This window comes from Kitasatospora sp. MAP5-34 (genome assembly GCF_029894335.1).
In the GTDB taxonomy this organism is placed as follows: Bacteria; Actinomycetota; Actinomycetes; order Streptomycetales; family Streptomycetaceae; genus Kitasatospora.
This window is the reverse complement of the sequence record NZ_JARXZC010000037.1, coordinates 1-24,684: the sequence shown is the minus strand read 5'-3', so window position 1 is coordinate 24,684 and position 24,684 is coordinate 1. Positions and strand designations below refer to the sequence as shown.

The following is a 24,684-nucleotide window of genomic DNA, read 5'->3' as shown; positions in this document are numbered from 1 at the left end:
TTGAGTATCACGCCGACCGGCGCGGCCGCCACTGACTTTCGGTCGGTCGAGCCGGTCGGCCCTACGGTCGGTCGAGCCGGTCAGTCGAGCTGGTCGGCACCGTCGAGGAAACGTTCCAGCATGGCCTGGTAGGGCGCGATGTCGATGTCCTGCTCGGCCAGCCAGGCGTCGGAGTAGTACTTGTCGAGGTAGCGGTCGCCCGGGTCGCAGATCAGCGTGACGACGCTGCCGTGCTCACCCGCCGCCCGCATCTCGGCGACGATCCGCAGCGCGCTCCACAGGCCCGTACCGGTGGAGGCGCCGGCCTTCTTGCCGAGCACGTTCTCCAGCACCCGCATGGCGGCGATCGAGGCCGCGTCGGGGACCCGCATCATCCGGTCGATGGCGCCCGGCACGAAGCTGGGCTCCATCCGGGGGCGGCCGATGCCCTCGATCCGCGAGCCCTGCGTGCAGGTCGCCTCGGGGTCGTGGCCGATCCAGCCGTCGAAGAAGCAGGAGTTCTCCGGGTCGGCGACGCAGATCCGGGTGTCGTGCTGGAGGTAGTGGACGTAGCGGGCGATGGTCGCGGAGGTGCCGCCGGTGCCGGCCGTAGCGACGATCCAGGCGGGCTCGGGGTGCGGCTCCAGGCGCAGCTGGGCGAAGATCGACTCGGCGATGTTGTTGTTGCCGCGCCAGTCGGTGGCCCGCTCGGCGTAGGTGAACTGGTCCATGTAGTGCCCACCGGTCTGCTCGGCCAGCCGGGCGGACGCCTCGTACACCTCGCCCGGATTGTCGACAAGGTGACAGCTGCCGCCCTGGAACTCGATCAGGTCGATCTTGGCCGGGCTGGTGCTCTTGGCCATCACCGCGATGAACGGCACGCCGATCAGCTTGGCGAAGTACGCCTCGGAGACGGCGGTCGAACCACTCGACGCCTCGATCACCGGCTTGCCCGGTCTGATCCACCCGTTGCAGAGCCCGTAGAGGAAGAGCGAGCGGGCGAGCCGGTGCTTGAGGCTGCCGGTCGGGTGGGTGGACTCGTCCTTCAGGTAGAGGTCGATCCCCCAGGCCTCGGGGAGCGGGAAGCGCAGCAGGTGGGTGTCGGCCGACCGGTTGGAGTCGGCCTGCACCTTGCGGACGGCTTCCTTGAGCCAAGCCCGGTACGCGGCATCGGAACGGTCCACATCAACGGTCACGGCAGCCATCACGCATCTCCTCGGTTCCACCGGGCAGCGCCCGGCTCCTACCGAGTGTAACAATCAATTACGATAAGTGACTGTTACGATAGGTACAGCTTCCGCTTATCCCTCTGCGACTACTGCTCCGAGCCGCCGTGCGCCTCACCGCTGCCGGGGATCTCGTACACCCCGGTCTCGACCCGGGTGAGGTACCCGGCCCGGGTCAGCTCCTGCAGGTCCCGGCGCGGGATACGCGGCTCCGGGCGGACCTCGTAGGTCTCCCGAGCCCGCTGCCAGGTCCACTGGCCGCCACCCTCGCGGATGGCCTGCAACAGCCGCTGCCTGCGCTCGATCGCTCCGATGATCTGCACTGTCTTGTTCCTTAACTCTCACCGACCGGTACGGCCGGCCCGGCACTCCTCGGGGATTCGAATTCTACGGCCCACCGGATCGGCCCGGCGGCGGCCGCCCCCACGACCTGGAACGCCGCCGCCACCGACACGGACCCCGGCACGGGCCGAGCGCGCCTTACTCCCCCGATACGTCCCCGTCCGGGATCCGCACCCCCGCACCGCTGACCCGCACCCTCGGGTCACCGTCCCGCAGTTCCACCCGCAGCAGCCCCGGGCGGCCCATGTCATCGCCCTGGTGCAGGGTCAGTACGACGGGCGGCGTGACCTGGCCGCGCTCGCGCAGGTACGCGCCGAAGGCGGCGGCCGCCGCGCCGGTGGCCGGGTCCTCGACCACGCCGCCGACCGGGAACGGGTTCCGGACGTGGAAGGTGTCGGCGGACTCCCGCCAGACCAGCTGAAGCGTGACCAGGTCGAGCTCGGTCATGAAGCCGGCCAGCCGGTCGAAGTCGTAGTCGAGGTCGGCGAGCCGGGCGCGGGTCGCGGCGGCCAGCACCAGATGCCGGGCGCCGGCGTAGCCGATCCGGGGCGGCAGCGTCGGGTCGAGGTCGTCGCACTCCCAGGCCAGCGCGGCCAGCGCCTCCGTGAGCTGGTCGTCGGTGATCTCGTCGACGTGCGGCTCGACGCTGGTCAGCGTCGCCTCCAGGGTGCCGTCGGCGGTGGCCGCGACCTCCACCGGCACGTCCCCGGCCTTGGTCCGGAACAGCACCCGACCGGGCCCGATCTTCTCGGCCAGCGCCACGGCGGCGGCCACCGTGGCGTGCCCGCAGAACGGCACCTCGGTCAGCGGGCTGAAGTAACGGACGGCGTACGTGCGTTCCGCGTCATTCGCGCCATCCGCGACGAGGAAGGCCGTCTCCGAGTAACCGAGCTTCGCGGCGATCGCGAGCTGCTCCGCACTGTCCAGCCCGGTGGCGTCCAGCACCACACCGGCGGGGTTGCCACCGGCCGGGTCGGTGGCGAACGCGACATAACGCAGGATCTCGGGAGCGAGCGAGGGAGTTGTCATGCAAGATCATAACTCCGGACTCGCTCACGCGATTCCCCGCGCGACCCACCCACCCGCTGGTCCCGACCAGGCAGTTGGGCCCGGCCAACCCAGCCCGGCCAAACCAGCCCGATCGGCCCAGCCCGGCCGGCCTAGTCGTAGTACCGGGCCTCGAAGGCGTTGCCGTCCGGGTCGGTGAAGTAGAAGGCCCGAGGCGCGTCGCCGCGAGCACCGAAGAGGTCCTTCAGGTACGGGGTCGTGGTCCCCTGCCCGCTGGCGTGGAGCCTCTGGTGGAGGGCCTCGAACTCGGCCTCGGACATCGCCAGGCAGATGTGGTTGAGCCGGTTGCCCGCACTGCCCTCGGCGCCGGTCACGGCGTCGACCCCCGGGACGGCGGTGAGCGGCGTGAGGTCCAGGATCGTCCCCGGATTGAGCCGGACGCTGACGAACGGGACCTGGTCGGCGGCGTACTCCACCGCCCGGACCGGCTCCAGGCCCAGCACCTCCTGGTAGAAGGCGAGCGACCGCACCGGGTCCGCGACCCAGACGACGACGTGGTCCAGCTGATAAACCATCACTTCTGCCTCTCTCCGCGCGTTCCCGCCACAGTACCGGCCGCCACCGCCTGCGGATCGTGCAACAGCGGTTCCCAGGCCAGCTCCGCCGCACCGACCAGCCCGGCGTGGGTGACCTCGGCGGCGACGATCGGCATCCGGCCGCTGCGACCCAACAGGCAGCGGTCCGCGACGACCGCCGCCAGGCGCTCCGGGGCGGCGGCGAGCAGGTCGCGGTGGAGCCCGCTGAGCACGATGCGGTCGGGGTTGAGGATGTTCACCAGCCCGGCAAGGCCCAGCCCCAGCCGGTCGACCACGTGGTCGACGGCGGCGCGGGCCCGGGGGTCCGCGGCCGCCGCGCGGGCGAGTTCACGGGCCTGCTCGAGCAGCGGGCGCCGCGGATCCGGCGTGCGGTCGGCGGCGGCGAACAACGCCTCCGGGTCGGTCTCGGAGTTGAGGCAGCCCCGGTTGCCGCAGGCGCACGGGCGGCCCTGCGGATCGACCGTCAGATGTCCCACCTCCATGGCCAGTCCGGCGCTGCCCGTGTGCAGCCGACCGTCGATCACCAGCGCGCCGCCGACACCCCGGTGGCCCGAGGTCACCAGCAGCAGGTGCCGGGAGCCCCGGCCCGCGCCGTGCCGGTGCTCGGCGAGGGCGGCGAGGTTGGCGTCGTTGGCGACGGTGCTCGGCAGCGGCATCCGGGCCCGGGGGCCCAGGTCGGCCTTGCGGAGTTGCTCCGCGAACAGGTCGGCGACGGGCGTCCCGCTCGGCCAGGCGAAGTGCAGCGCGGCGAGCGCGGCTCCGTCCGGCTCGGTCACCGGGTTGGGCAGCGCGAGGGCCGCCCCCAGGCAGCGCCGACCGGAGGCCCGGGCGAGGTCCGCACCCGCCCGGGCCACGGCGCTCAGCAGCCGGACGGGGTCGGTGGCGTCCGGCAGCGGGAGGTGGACGGGCTCTTCGAGCCGTCCGCCGAGCCCGGCGAGGGCGATGCTGAGCCCGTCCGCGTGGATCTGCGCGGCGATCACCACCGGCCCCGACGGATCGACGGCCAGCCGGTGCGACGGACGTCCGCGCCCACCGCCGGCCGGGCTGGAGTCCACCGTGATCAGGCCGAGGGCCTCCAGTTCGGCACTGATCGCTCCGGCGGTGGCACGGGTCACGTCGAGGGCGCTGGTGAGTGCGGAGCGAGTGGGCGCCTGGCCGGTGTGGACCAGCGCGAGGGCGGGACCGAGCAGCGTACGGCCCCGGTCGGGCGCCGGTCGGCGCTCGCCGGACGGCTTCGGACCGGTGTTCGGGCTTGTGGGTGTGTGAGGCACACCCCTATTCTGACTTTGTGCCGCGCCTAAACAAAACCCAAGCCCTGCCCGAAGCCCCCGATCAGACGCACGAGCGGTCCGTCGGCCGGTCCCACAACCACCCGGTCGGCCCAGCCCGGCGCACCACCTGGACCTCGGCCCGGATCGCCCTCACCGCCTTCTTCGCCGTCGACGGCTTCCTCTTCGCCGCCTGGGTCGTCCGCATACCGGACATCCGCGCGCAGGTCGGTGCCTCGCACAGCGCACTCGGGCTCGCCCTGCTCTGCATCTCGGCCGGCGCCGTCGCCACCATGCCGGTGATCGGGCGGCTCTGCGTCCGGTACGGCTCCCGGCCGGTCACCGTCGCCTCGCTCGCCGTGCTCAGCCTCGCCGTGCCGCTGCCCCCGCACACCCACTCGGTACCCGCCCTCGGCGGCGTCCTGCTGCTCTTCGGCGCGGGCTACGGCGCGGCGAACGTCGCCATGAACAGCGCCGCCGTCGACCTGGTCGCCGAACTCCGACGCCCCGTCATGCCCAGCTTCCACGCGGGCTACAGCCTGGGCGGCCTGCTCGGCGCGGCGGTCGGCGGGCTGCTCGCCGGGCGGGTCAGCGCCGCCTGGGCGCTCGCGCTCGGCGGCGCGCTCGGGCTGCTGGTCACCGCTGCGGCGGGTACGGCGCTGCTGCGCTCGGCTGCTCCGGTCACGGCGCGGGCCACTGCGCAGGAGGCAACTCCGGGCACGGCTCCGGTCACGGCTCAGGCCACAACTGCGGTCGCTGCTCCCGTTGCTGCTCAGGCCACCGCTCAGGCCCGGCGCGAGCCGCGAGCCGCCCAGCTGTCCGGGGCCCGGCTGCTGGTCGTCCTGCTCGGGCTGACCGCCCTGTGCGACGCGTACGGGGAGGGCGCGCTCGCCGACTGGGCGACGCTGCACCTGACCGACGACGTGCACGCGAGCGCGGGGCTGGCCGCTACCGGGTACGCCGCGTTCGCCCTCGCGATGACGGCCGGACGGATCAGCGGCACCTGGCTCACCATCCGGCTCGGGCAGACCCGGGTGATGCTGGCCGGCGGGCTGACGGCGGCCGCCGGGATGCTGACCGGCGCCCTCGCGCCGTCCGTCCCGGTCGTGCTGGCCGGGCTCGGGCTGGTCGGCCTCGGGCTGGCGAACATCTTCCCGCTGGCCATCGCCCGCGCCGGGGCGGTCGGCGGCCCGCAGGGCGTGGCGACGGCCTCCACGCTCGGGTACGCCGGGATGCTGATCGGACCGCCGGTGATCGGGGTCCTGGCGGACGCGGCGAGCCTGCCGATGGCGCTCACCACCGTCGCGGGCACCTCCGCGCTGGCCGGTCTGCTCGCGGTCGTGGTCCGGCCGGGCGCACTGCGGTCGGGGCGGGGCCGGACGGTCTGAACGGCACCGTGGGAGGATCACCCGAGGATCACACCGAGAACTGCGTGATCAGCCGGACGACCAGTGGACGGGACGAGCGATGACGGTTCAGGTACTGCGCGCCGGGGAGCGCCCCGCCACCCCGTGGCTGAACGGCGGCGGAGTCACCCGCGAGGTGGCCGGATTCCCGGCGGACGCCGCGCTCGCGGACTTCGACTGGCGGGTGAGCCTCGCCGACGTCGCCCAGGGCGGCCCGTTCTCCCGCTTCGACGGCGTGGACCGCGTGATCACGGTCGTCCAGGGCGCCGGCATGGCCCTGACCGTCGCGGGGACGGAGCACCGGCTCGCGCAGCCGTACCGCCCGTTCGCCTTCCCCGGCGACGCGGAGACCGACTGCCGGCTGCTCGGCGGCCCGGTCGTCGACTTCAACGTCATGACCCGGCGCGGCCGCGCGACCGCCGAGGTCGAGATCGCGGACTTCCAACGCTCCGTCGAGGCACCGGAGAACGCCGTCCTGCTGCTGGTCTGCCTGGCCGGGACGGCAGAACTCGGCGCCGCCGACCTCCGCCTCGGCCCGCTCGACGCGGCCCTGCTCAGCAACGGTTACGACGACCTGCTCCGGGTGGACGGCGTCGCCGCCGTGGTGACGATCCGGGCGACCCGGGCCGGCTGAGCAGCACCTGCGGGGCGAGCGCCCAGCCGCACGGAACAGAGCCCGGACCGAGGCCGAAACGGCGGCCTCGGTCCGGGCTCTGTTGTGTCAGTACAGGGTGCGCAGCGCCTCCGGGGAGAACGGCGCCAGCTCGTCGGTGCGGCCGGTGAGGACCTTGGCGGCCCAGGAGGGGTCGGAGAGCAGCGCGCGTCCGACCGCGACGAGGTCGAACTCGTCGCGCTCGAGGCGGTCCAGGAGGTGGTCGATGCCGGCCACGGCAGCCGACTGGCCCTGGAAGGAGCTGATGAACTCGTTGTCCAGGCCGATCGAGCCGACGGTGATGGCCGGCTTGCCGGAGAGCTTCTTCGCCCAGCCCGCGAGGTTGAGGTCCGAGCCGTCGAACTCGGGGAGCCAGTAGCGGCGGGTGGAGGCGTGGAAGGCGTCGGCGCCCGCGTCGGTGAGCTGGGTGAGAAGGGCTTCGAACTCGTCGGGCGTCTCGGCTATCCGGGCGTCGTAGTTGTTCGTCTTCCACTGGGACAGCCGGAAGATCACCGGAAACTCCGGGGAGACGGCCGCGCGGACGGCGGCGACGATCTCGGCGGCGAAGCGGGCCCGGGAGGCGAGACTGCCACCGTAGGCGTCGGTGCGGCGGTTGGTCCCGGACCAGAGGAACTGGTCGATGAGGTAGCCGTGGGCGCCGTGCAGCTCGACCCCGTCGAAGCCGAGACGCTCGGCCTCGGCGGCGGCCGTGGCGAAGGCGCCGATGACATCGTCCAGGTCGGCCTGAGTCATGGCACGACCGGTGCCGGGCGTACTGCCGTCCAGGGCGACCCCGGACGGGCCGACGGCCGACGCCTCCGGGAAGGACGTGGCGTCGGCGGTGCGGGTCATCCCCACGTGCCAGAGCTGCGGCACGATCTTGCCGCCGACCTGGTGGACGGCCTCGGCGACCCGGGCCCACCCCGCCAGCGAGTCCTCGCCGTGGAAGTGCGGCACGCGCTCGCTCTGCCCCGCCGACGGATGGCCGACATAGGTGCCCTCGGTGATGATCAGGCCCACCCCACCGGCCGCCCGCCGGGCGTAGTACGCGGCCACATCCTCGCCAGGCACCCCACCGGGCGAGAACTGACGGGTCATCGGTGCCATCGCGATCCGGTTCGGCACGGTGAGCCCGCCCAGGGTGAACGGACGGGACAGCGTCTGGGCCGCACGGGTTGTCACGGAAGATCTCCTAGCTCGGCTGAACGAAGGACGCGGACGGCACCCGAACAGCACCACCCGCCCGCTCTCAGCAACCACCCGACGTGCGGATCTCATTCCACCGGGCGGCCACGACCTCCGCCGCTGCGACCTCCGCCACTGCCCGCCCGCGCACTCACGCCGGAACGGGACGGAACGGGAGGCAGCTCCACTCCGGACACTCGACTCGGGACAACGGCGGCGGTCTGCCACACCCGATCCACTCAGCCGGAAAAGACCCGCCGGCCGCCTACGGAATTTCTGATCAATCGTCAGCGAACCATTACCGTGGCGACTCTGATGCAGCCCCATGAGAGTGATTCTGTTCCGATTCCCTTGATGTACGGAGAATCTTCGGGACGATTGGTTCGGCGCCCGGTCCGGGGACTCCGAATTATCCGGCCGGTCGCTTTACATGGTCCATCCAAGCTGCGCAAGGAGTATGAGAATGTCCGTACGCCGTGTCATGGCCGCCGGGGCCTCGGCTGCCATCGCGAGCACGCTCGCCTTGGCTGCACCGGTGACCGCCTCGGGAGCCGTCCGCACCGAGACCCGTGCCACTGGATTCGTGGTCAGCGAGGCCCAGTTCAACCAGATGTTCCCGAGCCGCAACTCCTTCTACACGTACAAGGGCCTGACCGACGCCCTGGGCGCCTACCCCGGCTTCGCCAACACCGGCAATGCCGCGACCAAGAAGCGCGAGGCGGCGGCCTTCTTCGCCAACGTCAGCCACGAGACCGGCGGCCTGAAGTACGTCGTCGAACAGAACACCGCCAACTACAGCCACTACTGCGACATGAGCCAGCCCTACGGCTGCCCGGACGGCAAGCAGTACTACGGGCGCGGCCCGCTGCAACTGAGCTGGAACTTCAACTACAAGGCCGCAGGTGACGCCCTGCACATCGACCTGCTGCACCACCCGGAGAAGGTGGCACAGGACCCCGCCGTCTCGTGGGAGACCGGCCTGTGGTTCTGGAACAGTCAGCAGGGCGCCGGCAAGATGACCCCGCACATCGCGATGGTCGACAACAAGGGCTTCGGCGAGACGATCCGCAGCATCAACGGCGACCTGGAGTGCAACGGCAAGAACGCCGACGAGCGCAACGACCGCATCAACCTCTACAAGAAGTTCGTCGGCGTCCTCGGCACCGACGTGGGCGGCGGCAACCTGTCCTGCTGATCTCCGTTGGAGTCCCCCTCCTCGGCGATCGTCCAGGGCGAGCCGGATATCTGACCGAACGTCAGTCGGGCCGGTCAGTCCTGCGGTTCGCCGCTCCGGCCGGGCAGCCGGAGGTCCCAGCCCACCAGGGCGCGGAGTTGCTCGGCGGTGACGCCGTCCGGGACGGGGGTCGGCGGGTCGTGCCGCAGCGGCGGCTGCCAGCCCTCGACCTCCGTCCAGCTGCGCACCACCTTGGCCGGTGCACCGGCGACCACGGCGTGGTCGGGGACTTCGCCGCGCACCACCGACCCGGCGGCGACGACCACGTTGCGGCCGAGCCGCGCGCCGGGGAGGATCACCGCTCCCGTACCGATCCAGGAGCCGGCGCCGATCTCCACGGGCTCGTTGCGCGGCCACTGCTTGCCGATCGGCAGCTCGGTGTCGTCGTAGGTGTGCGCGGTGTCGGTGATGTAGACGTACGGGCCGGTCCAGACGTCGTCGCCGAGCACGATCGACTGGTGGCCGACTATGTGGCTGCCGCGCCCGATCACGCAGCCGCCACCGATCTGGACGACCGGGTCGGGCCCGAGGTCGAGACCGGGCAGGAAGCCGGCCGAGATGGTGACGCGCTCACCGATGATCGAGAACGGCCCGATGGTGATCCACTGCTCGTTGAAGACCGCGCCGAGCGGGAACGCCAGCTTCGTCCCGTCCCCGAGCTCCCGGAACCGGTACGGCCCGGGGCTCTGGTTGGACACCGCCGCGACGCCCTGTACCCAGCGCCAGCCCCGGTGCACCAGCCACCCGGCGGCGCGGCGGCCTCGGGAGCGGGCGGCGGTCAGGAGCGTACGGGCGATCGGCATGCGCCCCACGCTATCGGCCGCACGCCGGGGCGTGATCGGAGAGGGAGCAACATCACAGCAGGAGCCACATCACACGGGCGTTCGATGCCAGACTCGTGACTCATGAAGATCTCCGAGCACATCGACGCGCTGCGGCGCGAGGGCGCGCTGTTCGCGGACGCGATCGCCACCACCGACCCCGACGCGCCCGTACCAACCTGCCCCGACTGGCAGTTGCGCGACCTCGTCCGGCACACCGGCCAGGTGCACCGCTGGGCGACGGCGTACGTCGCGCACGGGCACCAAGGGCCACTGGACGAGGCCGCCCAGGAGGCCGCCTGGGGGCCGGTCCCGGCGGATGCCGCGCTGGTCGGCTGGTTCCGGGAGGGACATGCCGGGCTGCTCGAGGCGCTGGAGAACGCCCCGGCGGAGCTGGACTGCTGGGCATTCCTGCCCGCACCGTCCCCGCTCGCGTTCTGGGCGCGGCGGCAGGCGCACGAGACGGCCGTGCACCGGGTGGACGCCGAGGCCGCCGCCGGGCGGGCGACCTCCCCGACGGACGGCGCGTTCGCACTGGACGGGATCGGCGAGCTGGTGGACGGGTTCCTGGTCGGGCCGCTCGCGCGGCTGCGCAGCGCGCAGGAGCGCACGCTGCTGATCCGGCCCACGGACGGTGCGGAGCCCTGGCTGGTGAGGATCAGTCAGGAACCGGTCCGGGTCGAGCGCGGTACGGCGCCCGCCGACTGTGAGGTCGACGGCACCGCCCACCAGCTCTACCTGCTGCTCTGGAACCGCCTCCCGCTGACCCGGGTCGAGGTGAGCGGCGATCGCACGCTCTTCGACCTGTGGCGGGAGACGGCACAGATCCGCTGGAGCTGAACCCCGGCGTCTGCGGGCTACGCCCAGGGCGCCGGGCGGCGCTCCAGGAAGGCGCGCATGCCCTGCTGCGCCTCGTCCGAGCTGAACAGGCGGGCCGACTGGAGGACGCGCTCCTCGGCGTCCAGCTCGAACGAGGTGACCACATCGGCGTTGGCCAACCGCTTCGACTCGGCGAGCCCCTGCGGCGAGCCGAGCCGGACGGCGTCGAGGACCGTCTTGAGCACGGCCGCCGGGTCCTCGGCCGCCTCGGTGATCAGGCCGATCCGGGCGGCCTCGGCGGGGTCGAAGGTCTCACCGGTCAGGTAGTAGCGGGAGACGGCGCGCGAGGTGAGCTTGGGGCGCAGCGGGAGCGAGATCACGGCCGGTGCGAGGCCGAGCCGGACCTCGGTGAACGCGAAGGTGGAGAGCGGCCCGGCGATCACGATGTCGGCCGCGCCGAGCAACCCCAGCCCGCCCGCCCGGACATGCCCGTCCACGACCGCGATCACCGGCTTCGGGCAGTCGATGACGGCCCGCTGGATGTCCACCAGCCCGCGCGGCCCGACCGTCGGGTCGCTGCCGGTGGCCTCGGACAGGTCCGCACCCGCGCAGAACACCTTGCCGGTGTGCCCGAGCACCACCGCCCGCACGGCGGGGTCGGCGGCGGCATCCGCCAGCCCCTTGGCCAGCTCGGCCATCAGCCGGGTGGAGAGGGCGTTCCGGTTGTGCGGGGAGTCCAGCTCCAGGGTGGTGACGGCGTCGGCGCTGGTGATGCGGACGAACGGTACTTCGCGGGTCATCGCGACTGGCCCTTCTGCAGGATCGAGGGTGGGTCCGACCGGTGGTGAGTCGGAGGGCACGGGCAGCACCGGGTACCGGGGCTGCCCGGAAGGACTCTGGCACGCCACCCGCCCCCTGATCCAGGCCCCATCCGAAATCCCCTGGTCAGCGGCCGTGGCCGGGACTGCCGGCAGCTGCCGGGAGTCCCGGCAGCTGCCCGACGTGGTCAGGCGTGGTCATGGGTGGTCGGACCTGGTCAGGCGACCGGGACGGTGACCGATGCCGCGACCGGGGCCGTCCGGGCGGTGCGGCGCCGGGACCAGCGGACGATCGGGGGCATCGCGAGGCCGCAGGCGGCGAAGACGGCGCCCAACACGGCCCAGCCGACGAAGCCGTTCCCGATCACCACGGTGGTGATGAGCGCGGGGCCGAACATCATGCTCGCCGACATGCCGGTGCCGAAGACGCCCTGGTACGCGCCATGGGCGCCCTCACCCGCCAGGTCGTAGCTCAGCGCCCACCCGGCGGCCTGGGAGAACACCTCGCCGAGCCCTTGGAAGCCGACGCCGGCCAGCACCAACAGGGCGGCCGGCAGGGCGGGCAGACCGTGCGCGAGGCCGAGCACCAGGCAGGAGGCGGTGAGCAGCAGTCCTCCCCGGCGGAAGATCCGGGCGGCGACGCCGGGCTGTTCGGTGCCCTTGGTGGCGCGGACCTGGAGTGCCACCACCAGCGCTATGTTGACCATCAGCGACCCCGCGATCATCACCCTGGGGGCTGCGGTGTGCTTGGCGATCCAGAGCGGGACGCCGACCTCGATCACGGCGAACTGCAGGCAGAGCACGGCGCTCAGCGCCGTCACCACGAGGAACGGCAGGTTGCGCAGCGCGGGGTTGCCGCCCTTGGCCGCGACCGGCCCGGACTCGGCGGCAGCCTCGGCGGTCGGCTCGACGGTCGACGCGTCGGCAACGACTGCGGCGGCCCGCTCGGCCATGGGGACGGTCACGAACATCAGCGCCACGACGGCGAAGGAGACCGCGTCGACCAGGATCGCCGCCACGTACGCGCTCCGGGTGTCGGCCTGCAGAACGAGCGCCGCCAGGACGGTACCCACACCCATGCCGATGTTGGTGACGACCCGGAGGTAGGCGCGCCCGGCCACCCGGCGGTCGGCGGGCAGCACCTCCGCGTACAGCGCGCTGCGCACGGCCGTCGAACCCTGGTCGACAGCCGCCACGAAGCAGGCGACCAGCACGAAGGCGGCGAACCGGTGCACGAGCACGTACCCGACGCAGCCGACCGCCTCCAGGCTCACCAGAGTGACCAGCACCGGCTTGCTGCCCCACCGGTCGGCAGCTCGCCCGGCCGGGATCCCGGCCAGCACACCGCACAGCCCGGCGGCGGTGAGGCCGAGGCCGACCTGGGCGACACCGAAGCCGAGAACCCGGGTGAAGAAGAGGACGGCAAGCGTCATCATCAGCCCGTTGCCGACGGTGTTGACCAGGGTGATGGCAGCGAGACGCCGGACCATCGGGTCGGGGTGCAGGAGACGCGAGGGATTGATAGCGATCATGCACTAATCACATCGCCTATGGCCCATTCACGAAACTGATTTAGCTGACGCCAGCCACAACCAGGGGCGCGAGGCTCTGCTTGCTGAAACGCGTGCGCGAAACCGGAAGTGACGGCGCCGCACCTCCCGCATCGCGCAGTTCCTCGTGCCCCTGTGCCCGAGCGGCTGGCGAAGCCTCAGCGCGAGGCCAGCGCCGCCAGGCGCCTCGCGGCGCGGTAGTCCCGCATCACCTGGGCGAAGGTCGTGTGCCCCTGCGTGGTCCGGGCGAACGCCCGCCACGCAGGGGTGACCAGGCAGACCGCCGCGTGGAACAGGTACGGACGGCGCTCGAACGCGCCCAGCATCACCTTGCCCGCCCGCATCTCGACCCCAAGCCCGGCCTTGATCGCGAAGGCGTAGTTGAGCGCCTGCCGCCGCACGTCCGCCGGGGCGTTCGCCTCGGCGACCTTCACGGCCCACTCCCCCGCGAGCCGTCCCGAGCGCAGCGCGTACGAGATGCCCTCGCGGGTCCACGGCTCCAGCAGGCCGGCCGCGTCCCCGGCGACCAGCACCCGGCCCCGGGAGAGCGGGGAGTCCTCGGTGCGGCAGCGGGTCAGGTGCCCGGACTCGATGCTCGGCGGGAATCCGGAGAGGCCCAACTGCCCGATGTAGTCGGCGAGGTACTGCTTGGTCCGCTCGCCGTCGCCGCGCGCCGAGATGACACCCACGGTGAGCGTGCCGGAGTCGGTCTTGGGGAAGACCCAGCCGTACGAACCCGGCAGCGGCCCCCAGTCGAGGTGGATCCGTCCGGCCCAGGCCCGGGAGACCGACTCGGGCACCGGGATCTCGGCCTCCAGCCCCAGGTCGATCTGGTCGAACGTCACCCCGACGTGCCGCCCGACCCGGCTCGCGCTGCCGTCCGCGCCGACCACCGCGCGGGCCTCGACCCGGCGGCCGTCGGCGGTGGTGACGGCGACCGTGCGCTGGTCACCGCCCTGCTGCTCGACCCCGGTCACGGTGACCCCGGTGACCAGCACCGCACCGGCCTGCTCGGCGGCCTGCACCAACCGCAGGTCGAACTCGTCCCGGTTGACCAGGCCGAACAGCATCGGCTTCGAGCGCCGGGTACGGGCGTAGCGTCCGGTGAGCGCGAAGGTGACCGCGTGGATGCGGTCCTGCAGCGGCAGCTTGAAGTCCGGCGGCAGACTGTCCCTGGACGGGCCGATGATGCCGCCGCCGCAGGTCTTGTACCGGGGGTGTTCGGCCTTGTCGAGGAGCAGCACCCGCCGCCCCTGGGTGGCCGCCGCGTACGCGGCCGAGGAGCCGGCCGGACCGGCGCCGACCACCACCACGTCCCAGACGCCGTCGAGAACGTCGGGGCCGTCGGGCAGGTCAGAGGCTTCGGAGGCGGCAGGGGTGTCGTTGCGGTCCTGGCCGAGGGAGCTACCGGAGTCAGTCACGACCACCAATCCTAGTCCGCGTCACCCGCCCGGCTGCCAGGCTGTGCTCCGCTGGGTACCCCAGAGGCGTCCGCCTATGATCGGAAGACCCCTCGTACCGCCCCCCGAACACCCTCGGAGAAGTTGATGACCCAGCAGTCCCTGGCAGCGGCCGTCCGGTCACTGATGCCGCGAGCCAAGGCCGATCTGGCCGAGCTGGTGGCCTTCCCGTCCGTCGCGGACCCCCGGCAGTTCGCGGTCGAGGAGTGCGAGAAGGCCGCCCGCTGGGTGGCCGACGCCTTCGCCGCCGAGGGTCTGACGGGCGTTCGGGTCTTCGACACCCCCGACGGCACCCAGTCGGTCTACGCCGAGCTGCCCGGCCCGGCGGGTGCGCCGACGGTGCTGCTGTACTCGCACTACGACGTGCAGCCGCCGATGGACGCGGCCTCCTGGCTGAGCCCGGCGTTCGAGCTGACCGAGCGTGACGGCCGCTGGTACGGGCGCGGCGCGGCGGACTGCAAGGGCAACATCCTGATGCACCTGACGGCCCTTCGGGCGCTGCGCGAGGTGGACGGCGGCTTCCCCGTCAACCTGAAGGTGATCATCGAGGGCTCGGAGGAGCAGGGCACCGGCGGGCTGCAGCAGTACGCCGAGGCGCACCCCGAGCTGCTCGCCGCCGACGTGATCGTCATCGGCGACACCGGCAACTTCACCGCCGGGCTGCCCACCGTCACGGCCTCCCTGCGCGGCGTCACCGAGGTCGAGATCGCCCTCTCCACCCTCACGGGCAACCTGCACTCGGGCGCCTTCGGCGGCGCCGCGCCGGACGCGCTGCTGGCGCTCGTCCGCGTGCTCGCGACCCTGCACGACGAGCACGGCGACGTCGCGGTGGACGGGCTGCGCGCCGACCAGGTCTGGCAGGGCGTCGAGTACACCGAGGAGCAGTTCCGGACCGACGCGAAGGTCCTGGACGGGGTCGCCCTGATCGGCACCGGCACCGTGGCGGACCGGCTCTGGGCCCGCCCGTCGGTGAGCGTGCTCGGCATCGACGCGCCCCCGGTGGTCGGCGCGGCCTCCGCCGTACAGGCCGAGGCCAAGGCGAAGGTCAGCCTGCGGATCCCGCCGGGCATGGAGCTGAAGGGCGCCCAGGACGCGCTGGTCGCGCACCTGGAGGCGGCCGTCCCGTTCGGCGCCCAGGCGACCGTCACCCGGCTCAGCGGCGGCAAGCCGTTCAGCGCGGACACCTCGGGCCGGGCGTACGAGGCGATGGGCGGGGCCATGCTCGAGGCGTTCGGCTCCGAGATGGTGATCTCCGGCGAAGGCGGCTCGATTCCGCTCTGCAACGCGCTCCGCACGCTCTACCCGGACGCCGAGATCGTGCTGATCGGCGTCGAGGAGCCGACCACCCAGATCCACGCCGTCAACGAGAGCGTCGACCCGCTGGAGCTGGAGCGGATGGCCCTCACCGAGGCGCTCTTCCTGCGCCGCTACGCGGAGCCGGCACGGCAGGCCTGACGCCCGGGGCTCCGCCGACAGGTCCGTCGGCGGCGCTCAGCGGGCGCGAAGCCGCTCGCGGGCGGTGAGCCGCTTCACCACGGTCGCGTAGGCGGCCGCGCCCACCGCGAAACCGGCGCCGGCGCCGAAGCAGAACTCCGCGATCAGCCCGCGCTCGCGCCGGGCCAGCCGGTGCGCCACCCCTCCGGCGGTGGCGACGGCCAGCACCGCACGGCCGGCCCGGCGGGCCGTGGGGCGGGGGCCCGGCGGGCCGGCCGGCGGCGCGGCGGCCACCACTCGGGCGGCGTGGCGTACGACGCAGGCCAGCCCGAGCACCGAGGTGCCGTACTGGAGCACCGTGTGGACCGGCACCCCGGCGAGGGACCGGTTCAACGCGGGGAGCGCCCGGACGCCCGCCCGCCCCTCGTGGGTGAAGGCGTCCCAGCCGACGTGCGTGGCCGCGCCGACGGCCGCCGAGGCGGCAAACCACCCGAACCGGTGGTTCCGGTCACCCGAGGGCGCGGTGACGGCCTCGGCCGCCGCAGCCCACCGGCCGGGCAGCAGGTCGACCAGCGGAGCGCGTACCAGGCCGTGCCAGAGCCCCACCAAGCCCCCGGCGAGCAGCACGTCGGCGGTCGGCACCGCCCACCACCGGTGGGTCGGCCCGCCGAGAGCGTAGGCCCCGGGGAGCAGCGAGTCGGCGAAGAACGGGACGTCCGGAGCCATCGACCCGGCGACCAGCCCGGAGACGATCAACGGCCCCCGGCCGGTGGCGCCCCGCAGCAACGGCAGTACGGCGGCGGGGTGGCTGAGCGTGAACGGCATGCCGCCATCCTCCCGCACACCACGGCTTCGCTTCGAGGCCCCGCCCGGTCAACCGTATGCGTGCAACCGTGTGCGTGCACACTCAACTTCCCGTCACCGCCCCGGCAGCGGCGGGCAGTCCGGCCTCCAGGTAGCGCAGTTCGCCCTGCTCACGGGCGTCGAGCGCCGCCTTGAGCCGGCGCAGCCGACCGGGCGGCAGCAGGGCGGCGGCCTCACCGAGGGTGACCAGCCGCCAGCCGCGCAACTCCTCGGGGGGCAGCCGCAGGGCGGCCAGGGCGGCCGCGTCGAGCCGTCCACCGTCGTAGACCAGCCGCAGGCCGCCCCGGCGCGGGCCGGTGCGCGGCTCCCAGTCGACAGCCAGCAGCCGGAGGGAGGCGGTCTCCAGCCGGAGCCCGAGTTCCTCCGCCACCTCGCGCTGGGCGGCGTCCGTCGGGGCCTCACCCCGCTCGACCACCCCGCCGGGGAACTCCCAGGCCGGCTTGTAGACGGGGTCGACCAGCAGCACCCGGCCCTGGCCGTCGAAGAGCAGGACGGCGGCGGCGACGGTGTCGCCGGTCGTGTCGGCGCTCTGGACGATGGGGCAGCGGGCCGTGCCGTCCTTGATCAGTTCGGCGAGCCGCTCGGCGGTCTGCAACGGGGTCAGCTCGCCGGTGTCGACGAGCTGGGCGTCCCGGGCGAGCCAGCGTCTGGCCAGCCGGTACTGCGGCAGGTGTTCCCGGCACCAGGCCCGGACCCGGGCGCTGCTCTCCGGATCCCCCGGGCACTCCTCGCGGGCCGCGATCCGTTCCTGCAGGATCGTTTCGGCAGGGTCCAGGACGAAGTGGTGCACCGCCAGTCCCCGTGCCGCGAGCGCCCCGAAGATCTCGTCCCGGTAGTCCTCGCGCAGCAGCGTCATCGGTACCACCAGCGGACCCGGCACCTCGCTGAGCAGCGCGGCCGCGACCTCCGGCACCAGGCGGCGCCAGGACGGCAGGTCCTGGAAGTCGGAGACCGGGGCCATCCGGTCCGGCGGCAGTACCCGGCGCAGCCCCTGACCGGTCAGCTCCGGGTCGTACAGCAGGCTGCCCGGCAGCAACTCCACCAGCTCGTGGCAGGCGCTGGTCTTGCCCGCGCCGAACGTGCCATTGACCCAGACGATCACAGCATCCCCCTTCGCTTCCGCCCCGACGCCGTCCGCGCCGGGCGGTGCGGACCGTACGCACCGGCCCGCCGCCACCCCAGGTGGTACCCGCCCCGGGCCCGTGCCCATACCTGGCCGCCCGCCGCACCATCGCTTCCCGGCCGTACGGCACGTGCCCGGTGGCTGGCGCCAGCTACCTCGGCGGTGCGGAGGCTGCGCTTCGCGGGAGGGTGCGGACCGTTGCCTTCCGACTTCGCGCAGTTCCCCGCGCCCCCCACGAGTTACCCGGCTGCCCAGGTCACCCCAGGTCGAGCAGCTGCTTCTTCAGTACCTTGCCCATCGCGTTGCGCGGCAGTTCGTCGACCAGCACCACCCGGCGGGGCCGCTTGTGCACCGAGAGCCGCTCGGCCACGAACGCCGTCAGCTGATCGCCCGTCACCACCCCGTCCGCGATCACGTACGCGACCACGGCCTGCCCGAGGTCCGGGTCCGGCGCGCCGATCACCGCCGCGTCGGCGACCGCCGGGTGGTCCCGCAGCGCCGACTCCACCTCGCCCGCGCCGATCCGGTAGCCGCCGCTCTTGATCAGGTCCACCGAGGCACGGCCGACGATCCGGTGGAAGCCGTCCGGGCCGATCACGGCGACGTCCCCGGTGCGGAACCAGCCGTCCGCCGTCCAGGACTCGGCGTTCGCGTCCGGCCTGTTCAGGTACCCGGTGAAGAGGGTGGGCCCGGCCACCTGGAGCTCGCCGACCGTCTCGCCGTCGTGCGGGACGGCTCCGCCGTCCTCGCCGACCAGCCTGGTGCGGACGCCGTCCAGCGGCAGACCGACGCTGCCGGGCCGACGCTCCCCGTCGGCCCGGGTGGACACGGTGATGAGCGACTCGGTCATCCCGTACCGCTCGACCGGGGCGCGCCCGGTGAGCGCGGCGAGCCGTTCGAAGACCGGGACGGGCAGCGGAGCACTGCCCGAGACCAGCAGCCGTGCCGAACCGAGCGCCTCCGCCGCCGCCCGGTCGGCCACGACCCGCGACCAGACCGTCGGCACCCCGAAGTACAGGCTGCCGCGCGCCCCGGCGTACGCCTCCGGCGTCGGACGCCCCGTGTGCACCAGGCGACTGCCCGTGCGCAGCGCGCCCAGCACGCCGAGCACCAGCCCGTGCACATGGAACAGCGGCAGTCCGTGGACCAAGGTGTCCTCGGCGGTCCACTGCCAGGCGGCGGCGAGCCCGTCCAGGCCTGCGGCGACGGCAGAGCGCGGGATCAGCGCTCCCTTCGGCGCGCCGGTGGTACCCGAGGTGTAGAGCACGAAGGCGGTGCGCTCCGGCGCGGGCTCCGCGAACGAGCCCCCCGAACGAGCCCCGAGCTCCACCGCGAACGTTTCGATCCCGTCGTCTGCCGAAGCCTGACCACCTGCGAGCAGGGTGGCCCCCGAGTCGCGCAGGATGTGCTCCCGCTCCTTCGGGCCGGAGTCGGGCGGCAGCGGCACCACCGGAACGCCCGCCAGCAGCCCGCCCACCACGGCGACCACCGTCTCGGCGGACGGCCGCGCCAGCACGGCCAGCGCCGGAGCCCCCGCCACCCGCTCCGCCACCGCCGTCGCCGCGCCGAGCAGCTGCTCGCGCGACATCGCGTACCCGTCGATCCGCAGCGCGTCGGCCGAGTCGCCGTACGCACCCTCAAGTGCCGTTAGCAGTCGCATGATCCAGGACTCTACGCGGCGCGGGAACGCCGAAGGGCGCGCTCCCCGGAACCCGGGAAACGCGCCCTTCGGCGTCTGCTGTGCGCTGCCGCGCGGGTCAGCCCTTGCGGGACTTGACCTCGGCGGTCAGCTGCGGCAGGACGGCGAACAGGTCGCCGACCACGCCGTAGTCGACCAGCTCGAAGATCGGGGCCTCGGGGTCCTTGTTGATGGCCACGATGGTCTTCGAGGTCTGCATGCCGGCCCGGTGCTGGATCGCGCCGGAGATGCCCGCCGCGACGTACAGCTGCGGCGAGACCTGCTTGCCGGTCTGGCCGACCTGGTTGCTGTGCGGGTACCAGCCGGCGTCCACGGCGGCGCGCGAGGCACCGACGGCCGCACCGAGCGAGTCGGCCAGCTCCTCCACCACGCCGAAGCCCGTGGCGGCACCGACACCACGGCCACCGGAGACCACGATCGCGGCCTCGGTCAGCTCCGGGCGGCCCGAGGAGACGCGCGGGGTGCGGGCGACGACCTTGGCGGCGTTGCCGGTGAACTCGACGGTGACGTTCTCGACCGCTCCGGCGGCCGGGGCGGCCTCCGGGCTGGTGGAGTTCGGCTTGACGGTGATGACCGGGGTGCCGTGCGACACCTTGGACTTCACCTGGAAGGACGCGGCGAACACCGACTGGGTGGCGACCGGACCGCCGTCGCCGGCTTCCAGGTCGACGGCGTCGGTGATGATGCCGGAGCCCAGGCGCAGCGCGACGCGGGCCGCGATCTCCTTGCCCTCACCGGACGAGGTGACCAGCACTGCGGCCGCGCCGGCGGCCTTGGCGACCTGGGTCAGCGCGTCGACCTTCGGGACGACCAGCTGGTCGGCGAACTCGGCGGCGTCGGCGACGTACACCTTGGCCGCACCGAACTCGGCCGCCTTGGCGGCGATGTCGGCGGCGGCGGAACCGGCACCCAGCACGACCGCCGAGGGCTCGCCGATGCGGCGGGCCAGGGTCAGCAGTTCGAGGGCCGGCTTGCGGACCACACCGTCGGCGTGGTCGACGAGGACGAGAATCTCACCCATTGCTCAATGTCTCCTGTATCTCCTGACTGCCCGTCAGCTCTGCGAAGGGACAGTCACCACGTCGAACGGGTCAGATGAACTTCTGCTCGGCGAGGAAGGTAGCGAGCTGCTTGCCGCCCTCGCCCTCGTCCTTGACGATCGTGCCGGCGGTGCGGGCCGGGCGGGCGGTGATCGTCTCGACAGCCGTCCAGGCACCGGCCAGGCCGACCTCGTCCGCGTCGATGCCCAGGTCGTCCAGGTCGAACTCCTGGACCGGCTTCTTCTTGGCGGCCATGATCCCCTTGAAGGAGGGGTAGCGCGCCTCACCCGACTGGTCGGTGACCGAGATCACGACGGGCAGCTCGGCCTCGAGCTGCTCGGTGGCGGCGTCGCCGTCACGGCGGCCCTTGACCGTGGTGCCGTCGACCGACACCTCCGACAGCAGGGTGAGCTGCGGGACACCCAGGCGCTCGGCCAGCAGCGCCGGCAGCACACCCATGGTGCCGTCGGTCGAGGCCATGCCGCCGATGACCAGGTCGAACCCGGTCTGCTCCAGCGCCTTGGCGATGATCGCCGAGGTGCCGATCACGTCAGTGCCGTGGATGTCGTCGTCGTTCACGTGGACGGCCTTGTCGGCGCCCATCGAGAGGGCCTTGCGCAGGGCGTCCTTGGCGTCGTCCGGGCCGACGGTCAGGACGGTCACCTCGGCGTCGCCGTGGGCGTCGGCGATCCGGAGCGCCTGCTCCACGCCGTACTCGTCCAGCTCCGAAAGGAGGCCGTCGACGCCCTCCCGGTCGGTGGTGGTGTCGTCCGCGAAGCGACGGTCACCGGTCGCGTCGGGCACGTACTTCACACAGACAACGATCCTCAAGCTCACGGCCTGTCTCCTGTACTGGTCTCGTCCGGCGGCTGCGGCTGTGCAAGTAGGCGCGAACACGCGACGCGCCTACTCCGGGCAGCGTATTCCTGTGCCCGTCCGGAACTTCCTGGCAGCATACTCGCCAGTAGCTTAGCCGTCACTACTGGCCAGTAGCTTAGCGCTGCAAGGTCCCGGCCAAGCGTCCCGCGCCCCCTTTGTGCCCTGGCCGGGAGGGGTGCGGGACAGCTGCACTGCCGTCTGCGCCCCATCCTGCCCCAGTGCGGGCCCGCTACCCCCTGACTGCGCAGCAGATCCACTGTGAGATTGAAAGGTCTTGACAGATCCACCCGGCCGGACGGTCCCTCAACCCGACCTTTCGAAGCCGCCTTTCTGCCGCCGTTCCGGGGCAGATCCGGGGGCCGATCCAGAGGCCTAAAGGGCTCACCCGCCGACGGCCGCGCCCAGCGCCGCGATCACATCCGCCCGGCGCGGCTGCCCGACCGCCCGCCGGACCACCCGTCCGGCCGCGTCCAGCACCAGCACGGTCGGCGTCCGCAGGATCTCCAGCCGCCGCACCAGTTCGAGCTGCTCCTCGGCGTCGATCTCGACGTGCGCCACGCCGTCCACCATCTCGGCGACCTCGGCCAGCACCCGGCGTGTCGCCCGGCACGGCTGGCAGAACGCCGAGGAGAACTGCACCAGCGTGGCCCGCGCCCCGAGGCCCTCGCCGCCGGCCTCCCCCGGCCCCAGGCCCAGCTCAGCCGCCGACAGTCGTACCGTTTCGTCCTTCGTCCGCACCCGCATCCTCCCCTCGCACCCGTCCCTCATGGCCCGCCTGGGCCGCCTGGGCCGCAGCAGCCCGCCGGACACGCTCACCGACGCGAGTGCCACGATCCACACCACCGAGCCGGTGACCGCTCCAGTGTGCAGCACCTCTCGTCACCGGCCCGCTCCCGTCCCGCCGCCCGGTGCAGCCGACCGTCACTCGCCGCCGCCGTCCTCCACGACGCTCTCGGCTCCTGCCTCGGCTGCGAGAGGGACCTGCCGCCGCGCCGCAGGTACACGCGGCTCGGCGCCTCCGGTCAGTGACGTGGCACGCACACAATGCCCTCAGGTGACAGAGGGCACTCCTTCGGGGGATTATCTCTATGTATCACCCGTGGCCGCCGCGGCGTGCCGCTGATTCCGTCGGCCCACCCTCGTCCCGGGACCGCCGGACCGGGCCCAGAGGCCCGTGGGAAGTAGGGCTTACCGTGGCAGATCTCGTGTACCCGCCGGTGATCGGCACGGCCATCGCCGCGTTCCGCGCCCTCGACGTGCGTATCAAGATCGAGGGGGCGGAGAACATTCCCGCCTCGGGCGGCGCGGTGCTGGTGAGCAATCACATCAGCTACCTCGACTTCCTGTTCGCCGGCCTCGGCGCGTTCAAGGGCGGAAAGCGCATGACGCGCTTCATGGCCAAGGACGACGTCTTCAAGCACGGAATCTCCGGTCCGTTGATGCGTGGCATGAAGCACATCCCCGTGGACCGCGCGGACGGCCAGCCCGCGTACGACGCCGCTGTGCGGGCTCTGCGCGCGGGCGAGGTGGTCGGCGTGTTCCCCGAGGCGACGATCAGCCGGTCCTTCATGCTGAAGAAGTTCAAGACGGGCGCCGCCCGGATGGCGGCCGACTCCGGGGCACCGCTGCTGCCCGTCATCCTGTGGGGCACTCAGCAGCTCTGGACCAAGGGCCGGCCGAAGACCCTGACCAAGCGTCACGTCCCGGTCACCATCATGATCGGCAAGCCCATCGTCCTCGAACCCGGCGACAAGCCCGTCATGGTCACCCGCCGCCTGCGTGCGGCGATGAACGAGATGCTCGAACGCGCCCAGCGCGAGTACCCCGGCACCCCCGCCGGCCCCGACGACACCTGGTGGGTACCCGCCGAACTCGGCGGCACCGCCCCGACCCTGGAGGTCGCGGAGGCCGAGGACGAGGCCGAGGCCGTCGCCAAGGCCGAGCGCCGGGCGGCTCAGCAGAAGTAGGGCCTGCGGACACCGGCCCGGCAGAAGAGGGCCTGGCCTCGCCGTACTCGCGGAGTACGGTGCCCGCTGTGACCGGACCGGACTTTCTGAGCACCACTCAGTTCTCCTACGACGCCATGGCGTCGTAGGAGAACTGCGCCGGACACTTCCCCACCGGAGCAGGCACCGCGCGCCCACCTGCTGGCCCGCAAGCCGGACGACGCCACAGCGCGGCATGCTGTTGCGTCCGGCGACACCACTCGGCAAGAGTGACCGGGTGAACAAGCCGCAGAAGGTCAACCTCCAGGACAAACTCGCACTCTTCGCCGAACACTGGTCCCCCAAGGCCGTCGGTCGGCTGAACGACTACGAGATCAAGGTCGTCAAACTCCAGGGTGAGTTCGTCTGGCACACCCATGAGGACACCGACGAGCTCTTCCTGGTCATCGACGGCCGACTGACGATCCAACTCCGCGACCAGGACGTCGAACTCGGCCCCGGGGAGATGTTCGTCGTTCCCCGAGGCGTCGAACACTGTCCGAAAGCCGACGGCCAGGTCGCAGCGCTGCTGATCGAACCGGAGGGCGTGGTCAACACCGGCGACGCCGGCGGGGCACTTACCGCCACGCCGGAGTCCCTGGTCTGACGGCTGCTCACTTCCCCGCGTAGGCCTTCTGAAGTGCGGCGATGTCGAGCTTCTTCATCGCGAACATCGCCTGGGTGGTCCGCGTGGCCTTCTCCGGGTCGGGGTCACTGATCATCTCGATCAGCCCCTTCGGGACGACCTGCCAGGAGACGCCGAACTTGTCCTTCAACCAGCCGCACTGGACCTCCCCACCACCCTCGGTGAGGCTGTTCCAGTAGTAGTCCACCTCCTCCTGGTCTTCGCAGAAGATCTGAAACGAGATCGACTCGTTGAACGTGAACTGCGGTCCGCCGTTCAGCCCCACGAACTTCTGGCCGTTGAGCTCGAACTCGACGACCAGCACCGAGCCGGCGGGCCCGGGACCAGCCTCGGTGTAGTGGCCGATCCTGCCGAGCTTGGAGTCCTTGAAGACCGAGATGTAGTAGTTGGCAGCCTCTTCGGCTTGCCCGTCGAACCAAAGGCATGTGGTGAAGCCGTCGTCGGCCATCGCTACCTCCGTGTATGTGAGACCGTCACTCCCGTACATGGTCACGGCTACCACCCGGTAGTACGAGTTTCGCCGCGCCCCCGCGCCGGCCGTGTCGGCCCGTGTCAGGTCCGGACATGCAAATGACCCCCCATCCGTTCCCGGATGAGGGGTCATTTGTGAATGATTGTTCGGCGGCGTCCTACTCTCCCACAGGGTCCCC

The 24,684-nt window shown here is 72.3% G+C and carries 24 protein-coding genes; 7 read left to right on the top strand and 17 right to left on the bottom strand.

What is annotated here, in order from left to right; translation table 11 throughout:
- Positions 1-80 precede the first annotated feature (80 nt).
- From P3T29_RS25470 to P3T29_RS25450, 5 genes are all read right to left on the bottom strand, one after another.
- Positions 81-1,184, bottom strand: coding sequence for a PLP-dependent cysteine synthase family protein (locus P3T29_RS25470; protein WP_280718954.1), 1,104 nt, complete (start codon positions 1,182-1,184; stop codon positions 81-83).
- A 110-nt stretch (positions 1,185-1,294) separates the two neighbouring features.
- On the bottom strand, positions 1,295-1,528 hold the full coding sequence (locus P3T29_RS25465; protein ID WP_280718953.1) for a hypothetical protein: 234 nt from the start codon (positions 1,526-1,528) through the stop codon (positions 1,295-1,297).
- A gap of 157 nt (positions 1,529-1,685) precedes the next feature.
- The gene (locus P3T29_RS25460) at positions 1,686-2,576 is read right to left on the bottom strand and encodes a PhzF family phenazine biosynthesis isomerase (protein ID WP_280718952.1); all 891 of its coding nucleotides are present in this window, start codon (positions 2,574-2,576) and stop codon (positions 1,686-1,688) included.
- Between the two features lie 131 nt (positions 2,577-2,707).
- Positions 2,708-3,130 carry a VOC family protein gene (locus tag P3T29_RS25455; protein WP_280718996.1) on the bottom strand — a complete coding sequence of 141 codons (423 nt, stop codon included), beginning with the start codon at positions 3,128-3,130 and terminating at the stop codon, positions 2,708-2,710.
- Positions 3,130-4,341 (bottom strand): ROK family protein, encoded by a 1,212-nt coding sequence (locus P3T29_RS25450; protein WP_280718995.1) that lies wholly within the window; start codon positions 4,339-4,341, stop codon positions 3,130-3,132. The genes P3T29_RS25455 and P3T29_RS25450 overlap by 1 nt, the downstream gene beginning before the upstream one ends.
- A 224-nt stretch (positions 4,342-4,565) precedes the next feature.
- On the opposite strand from P3T29_RS25450, the gene P3T29_RS25445 reads away from it, so the two are divergent.
- Both P3T29_RS25445 and P3T29_RS25440 read left to right on the top strand, forming a co-directional pair.
- Positions 4,566-5,807: an MFS transporter gene (locus P3T29_RS25445; RefSeq protein ID WP_280718994.1), complete on the top strand. Its 1,242-nt coding sequence runs from the start codon at positions 4,566-4,568 to the stop codon at positions 5,805-5,807.
- 79 nt (positions 5,808-5,886) lie between these two features.
- A complete protein-coding gene (locus P3T29_RS25440) occupies positions 5,887-6,459 on the top strand; it encodes a HutD family protein (RefSeq protein ID WP_280718951.1) in 573 nt (190 codons plus the stop codon).
- Between the two features lie 87 nt (positions 6,460-6,546).
- Here P3T29_RS25440 and P3T29_RS25435 read toward each other — a convergent pair whose 3' ends face one another.
- On the bottom strand, positions 6,547-7,659 hold the full coding sequence (locus P3T29_RS25435; RefSeq protein ID WP_280718950.1) for an NADH:flavin oxidoreductase: 1,113 nt from the start codon (positions 7,657-7,659) through the stop codon (positions 6,547-6,549).
- A 460-nt stretch (positions 7,660-8,119) separates the two neighbouring features.
- Between P3T29_RS25435 and P3T29_RS25430 the strand changes: the two genes are divergently transcribed.
- On the top strand, positions 8,120-8,857 hold the full coding sequence (locus tag P3T29_RS25430) for a chitinase (RefSeq protein ID WP_280718949.1): 738 nt from the start codon (positions 8,120-8,122) through the stop codon (positions 8,855-8,857).
- Between the two features lie 74 nt (positions 8,858-8,931).
- Here the strand turns inward: P3T29_RS25430 and P3T29_RS25425 are convergent, their stop codons facing one another.
- Positions 8,932-9,699, bottom strand: coding sequence for an acyltransferase (locus P3T29_RS25425; protein WP_280718948.1), 768 nt, complete (start codon positions 9,697-9,699; stop codon positions 8,932-8,934).
- A gap of 102 nt (positions 9,700-9,801) precedes the next feature.
- Here P3T29_RS25425 and P3T29_RS25420 point away from each other — a divergent pair, with 102 nt between their 5' ends.
- Positions 9,802-10,557: a maleylpyruvate isomerase family mycothiol-dependent enzyme gene (locus P3T29_RS25420; protein ID WP_280718947.1), complete on the top strand. Its 756-nt coding sequence runs from the start codon at positions 9,802-9,804 to the stop codon at positions 10,555-10,557.
- Between the two features lie 17 nt (positions 10,558-10,574).
- On the opposite strand, the gene P3T29_RS25415 is transcribed toward P3T29_RS25420, so the two are convergent.
- The 3 genes from P3T29_RS25415 to P3T29_RS25405 form a co-directional block, all read right to left on the bottom strand.
- Complete coding sequence (locus tag P3T29_RS25415; RefSeq protein ID WP_280718946.1) at positions 10,575-11,336, bottom strand: enoyl-CoA hydratase family protein; 762 nt, start codon at positions 11,334-11,336, stop codon at positions 10,575-10,577.
- Between the two features lie 236 nt (positions 11,337-11,572).
- Positions 11,573-12,886 carry an MFS transporter gene (locus tag P3T29_RS25410; RefSeq protein WP_280718945.1) on the bottom strand — a complete coding sequence of 438 codons (1,314 nt, stop codon included), beginning with the start codon at positions 12,884-12,886 and terminating at the stop codon, positions 11,573-11,575.
- Between the two features lie 176 nt (positions 12,887-13,062).
- On the bottom strand, positions 13,063-14,256 hold the full coding sequence (locus P3T29_RS25405) for a geranylgeranyl reductase family protein (RefSeq protein ID WP_280718993.1): 1,194 nt from the start codon (positions 14,254-14,256) through the stop codon (positions 13,063-13,065).
- A gap of 195 nt (positions 14,257-14,451) precedes the next feature.
- Between P3T29_RS25405 and P3T29_RS25400 the strand changes: the two genes are divergently transcribed.
- Positions 14,452-15,819: a dipeptidase gene (locus P3T29_RS25400; protein ID WP_280718944.1), complete on the top strand. Its 1,368-nt coding sequence runs from the start codon at positions 14,452-14,454 to the stop codon at positions 15,817-15,819.
- A gap of 36 nt (positions 15,820-15,855) precedes the next feature.
- Here the strand turns inward: P3T29_RS25400 and P3T29_RS25395 are convergent, their stop codons facing one another.
- From P3T29_RS25395 to P3T29_RS25370, 6 genes are all read right to left on the bottom strand, one after another.
- Positions 15,856-16,623 carry a DUF4184 family protein gene (locus tag P3T29_RS25395; RefSeq protein WP_280718943.1) on the bottom strand — a complete coding sequence of 256 codons (768 nt, stop codon included), beginning with the start codon at positions 16,621-16,623 and terminating at the stop codon, positions 15,856-15,858.
- Positions 16,624-16,705: 82 nt separating this feature from the next.
- Complete coding sequence (locus tag P3T29_RS25390; protein WP_280718942.1) at positions 16,706-17,764, bottom strand: NUDIX hydrolase; 1,059 nt, start codon at positions 17,762-17,764, stop codon at positions 16,706-16,708.
- A 277-nt stretch (positions 17,765-18,041) separates the two neighbouring features.
- Positions 18,042-19,445: an acyl-CoA synthetase gene (locus tag P3T29_RS25385; RefSeq protein WP_280718941.1), complete on the bottom strand. Its 1,404-nt coding sequence runs from the start codon at positions 19,443-19,445 to the stop codon at positions 18,042-18,044.
- 97 nt (positions 19,446-19,542) lie between these two features.
- Positions 19,543-20,505: an electron transfer flavoprotein subunit alpha/FixB family protein gene (locus P3T29_RS25380; RefSeq protein WP_280718940.1), complete on the bottom strand. Its 963-nt coding sequence runs from the start codon at positions 20,503-20,505 to the stop codon at positions 19,543-19,545.
- Positions 20,506-20,575: 70 nt separating this feature from the next.
- Entirely contained in the window at positions 20,576-21,361 is a 786-nt protein-coding gene (locus tag P3T29_RS25375; RefSeq protein ID WP_280718939.1) for an electron transfer flavoprotein subunit beta/FixA family protein, read from the bottom strand.
- Positions 21,362-21,784: 423 nt separating this feature from the next.
- Positions 21,785-22,171, bottom strand: coding sequence for a thioredoxin family protein (locus P3T29_RS25370; protein ID WP_280718992.1), 387 nt, complete (start codon positions 22,169-22,171; stop codon positions 21,785-21,787).
- A 425-nt stretch (positions 22,172-22,596) separates the two neighbouring features.
- On the opposite strand from P3T29_RS25370, the gene P3T29_RS25365 reads away from it, so the two are divergent.
- Positions 22,597-23,370 (top strand): lysophospholipid acyltransferase family protein, encoded by a 774-nt coding sequence (locus P3T29_RS25365; RefSeq protein ID WP_280718938.1) that lies wholly within the window; start codon positions 22,597-22,599, stop codon positions 23,368-23,370.
- 256 nt (positions 23,371-23,626) lie between these two features.
- The gene (locus P3T29_RS25360) at positions 23,627-23,995 is read left to right on the top strand and encodes a cupin domain-containing protein (protein WP_280718937.1); all 369 of its coding nucleotides are present in this window, start codon (positions 23,627-23,629) and stop codon (positions 23,993-23,995) included.
- A 7-nt stretch (positions 23,996-24,002) separates the two neighbouring features.
- Here P3T29_RS25360 and P3T29_RS25355 read toward each other — a convergent pair whose 3' ends face one another.
- Positions 24,003-24,482 (bottom strand): VOC family protein, encoded by a 480-nt coding sequence (locus P3T29_RS25355; protein ID WP_280718936.1) that lies wholly within the window; start codon positions 24,480-24,482, stop codon positions 24,003-24,005.
- Positions 24,483-24,684 lie beyond the last annotated feature (202 nt).

Excerpts from the sequence above, each read along its gene's own strand:
- P3T29_RS25380 (WP_280718940.1), bottom strand. The coding sequence starts at position 20,505 with ATGGGTGAGATTCTCGTCCTCGTCGACCACGCCGACGGTGTGGTCCGC.
- P3T29_RS25400 (WP_280718944.1), top strand. The coding sequence starts at position 14,452 with ATGACCCAGCAGTCCCTGGCAGCGGCCGTCCGGTCACTGATGCCGCGA.
- P3T29_RS25370 (WP_280718992.1), bottom strand. The coding sequence starts at position 22,171 with ATGAGGGACGGGTGCGAGGGGAGGATGCGGGTGCGGACGAAGGACGAA.
- P3T29_RS25455 (WP_280718996.1), bottom strand. The coding sequence starts at position 3,130 with ATGGTTTATCAGCTGGACCACGTCGTCGTCTGGGTCGCGGACCCGGTG.
- P3T29_RS25410 (WP_280718945.1), bottom strand. The coding sequence starts at position 12,886 with ATGATCGCTATCAATCCCTCGCGTCTCCTGCACCCCGACCCGATGGTC.
- P3T29_RS25440 (WP_280718951.1), top strand. The coding sequence starts at position 5,887 with ATGACGGTTCAGGTACTGCGCGCCGGGGAGCGCCCCGCCACCCCGTGG.
- P3T29_RS25430 (WP_280718949.1), top strand. The coding sequence starts at position 8,120 with ATGAGAATGTCCGTACGCCGTGTCATGGCCGCCGGGGCCTCGGCTGCC.
- P3T29_RS25420 (WP_280718947.1), top strand. The coding sequence starts at position 9,802 with ATGAAGATCTCCGAGCACATCGACGCGCTGCGGCGCGAGGGCGCGCTG.
- P3T29_RS25415 (WP_280718946.1), bottom strand. The coding sequence starts at position 11,336 with ATGACCCGCGAAGTACCGTTCGTCCGCATCACCAGCGCCGACGCCGTC.
- P3T29_RS25395 (WP_280718943.1), bottom strand. The coding sequence starts at position 16,623 with ATGCCGTTCACGCTCAGCCACCCCGCCGCCGTACTGCCGTTGCTGCGG.
- P3T29_RS25355 (WP_280718936.1), bottom strand. The coding sequence starts at position 24,482 with ATGGCCGACGACGGCTTCACCACATGCCTTTGGTTCGACGGGCAAGCC.
- P3T29_RS25470 (WP_280718954.1), bottom strand. The coding sequence starts at position 1,184 with ATGGCTGCCGTGACCGTTGATGTGGACCGTTCCGATGCCGCGTACCGG.
- P3T29_RS25460 (WP_280718952.1), bottom strand. The coding sequence starts at position 2,576 with ATGACAACTCCCTCGCTCGCTCCCGAGATCCTGCGTTATGTCGCGTTC.
- P3T29_RS25385 (WP_280718941.1), bottom strand. The coding sequence starts at position 19,445 with ATGCGACTGCTAACGGCACTTGAGGGTGCGTACGGCGACTCGGCCGAC.
- P3T29_RS25425 (WP_280718948.1), bottom strand. The coding sequence starts at position 9,699 with ATGCCGATCGCCCGTACGCTCCTGACCGCCGCCCGCTCCCGAGGCCGC.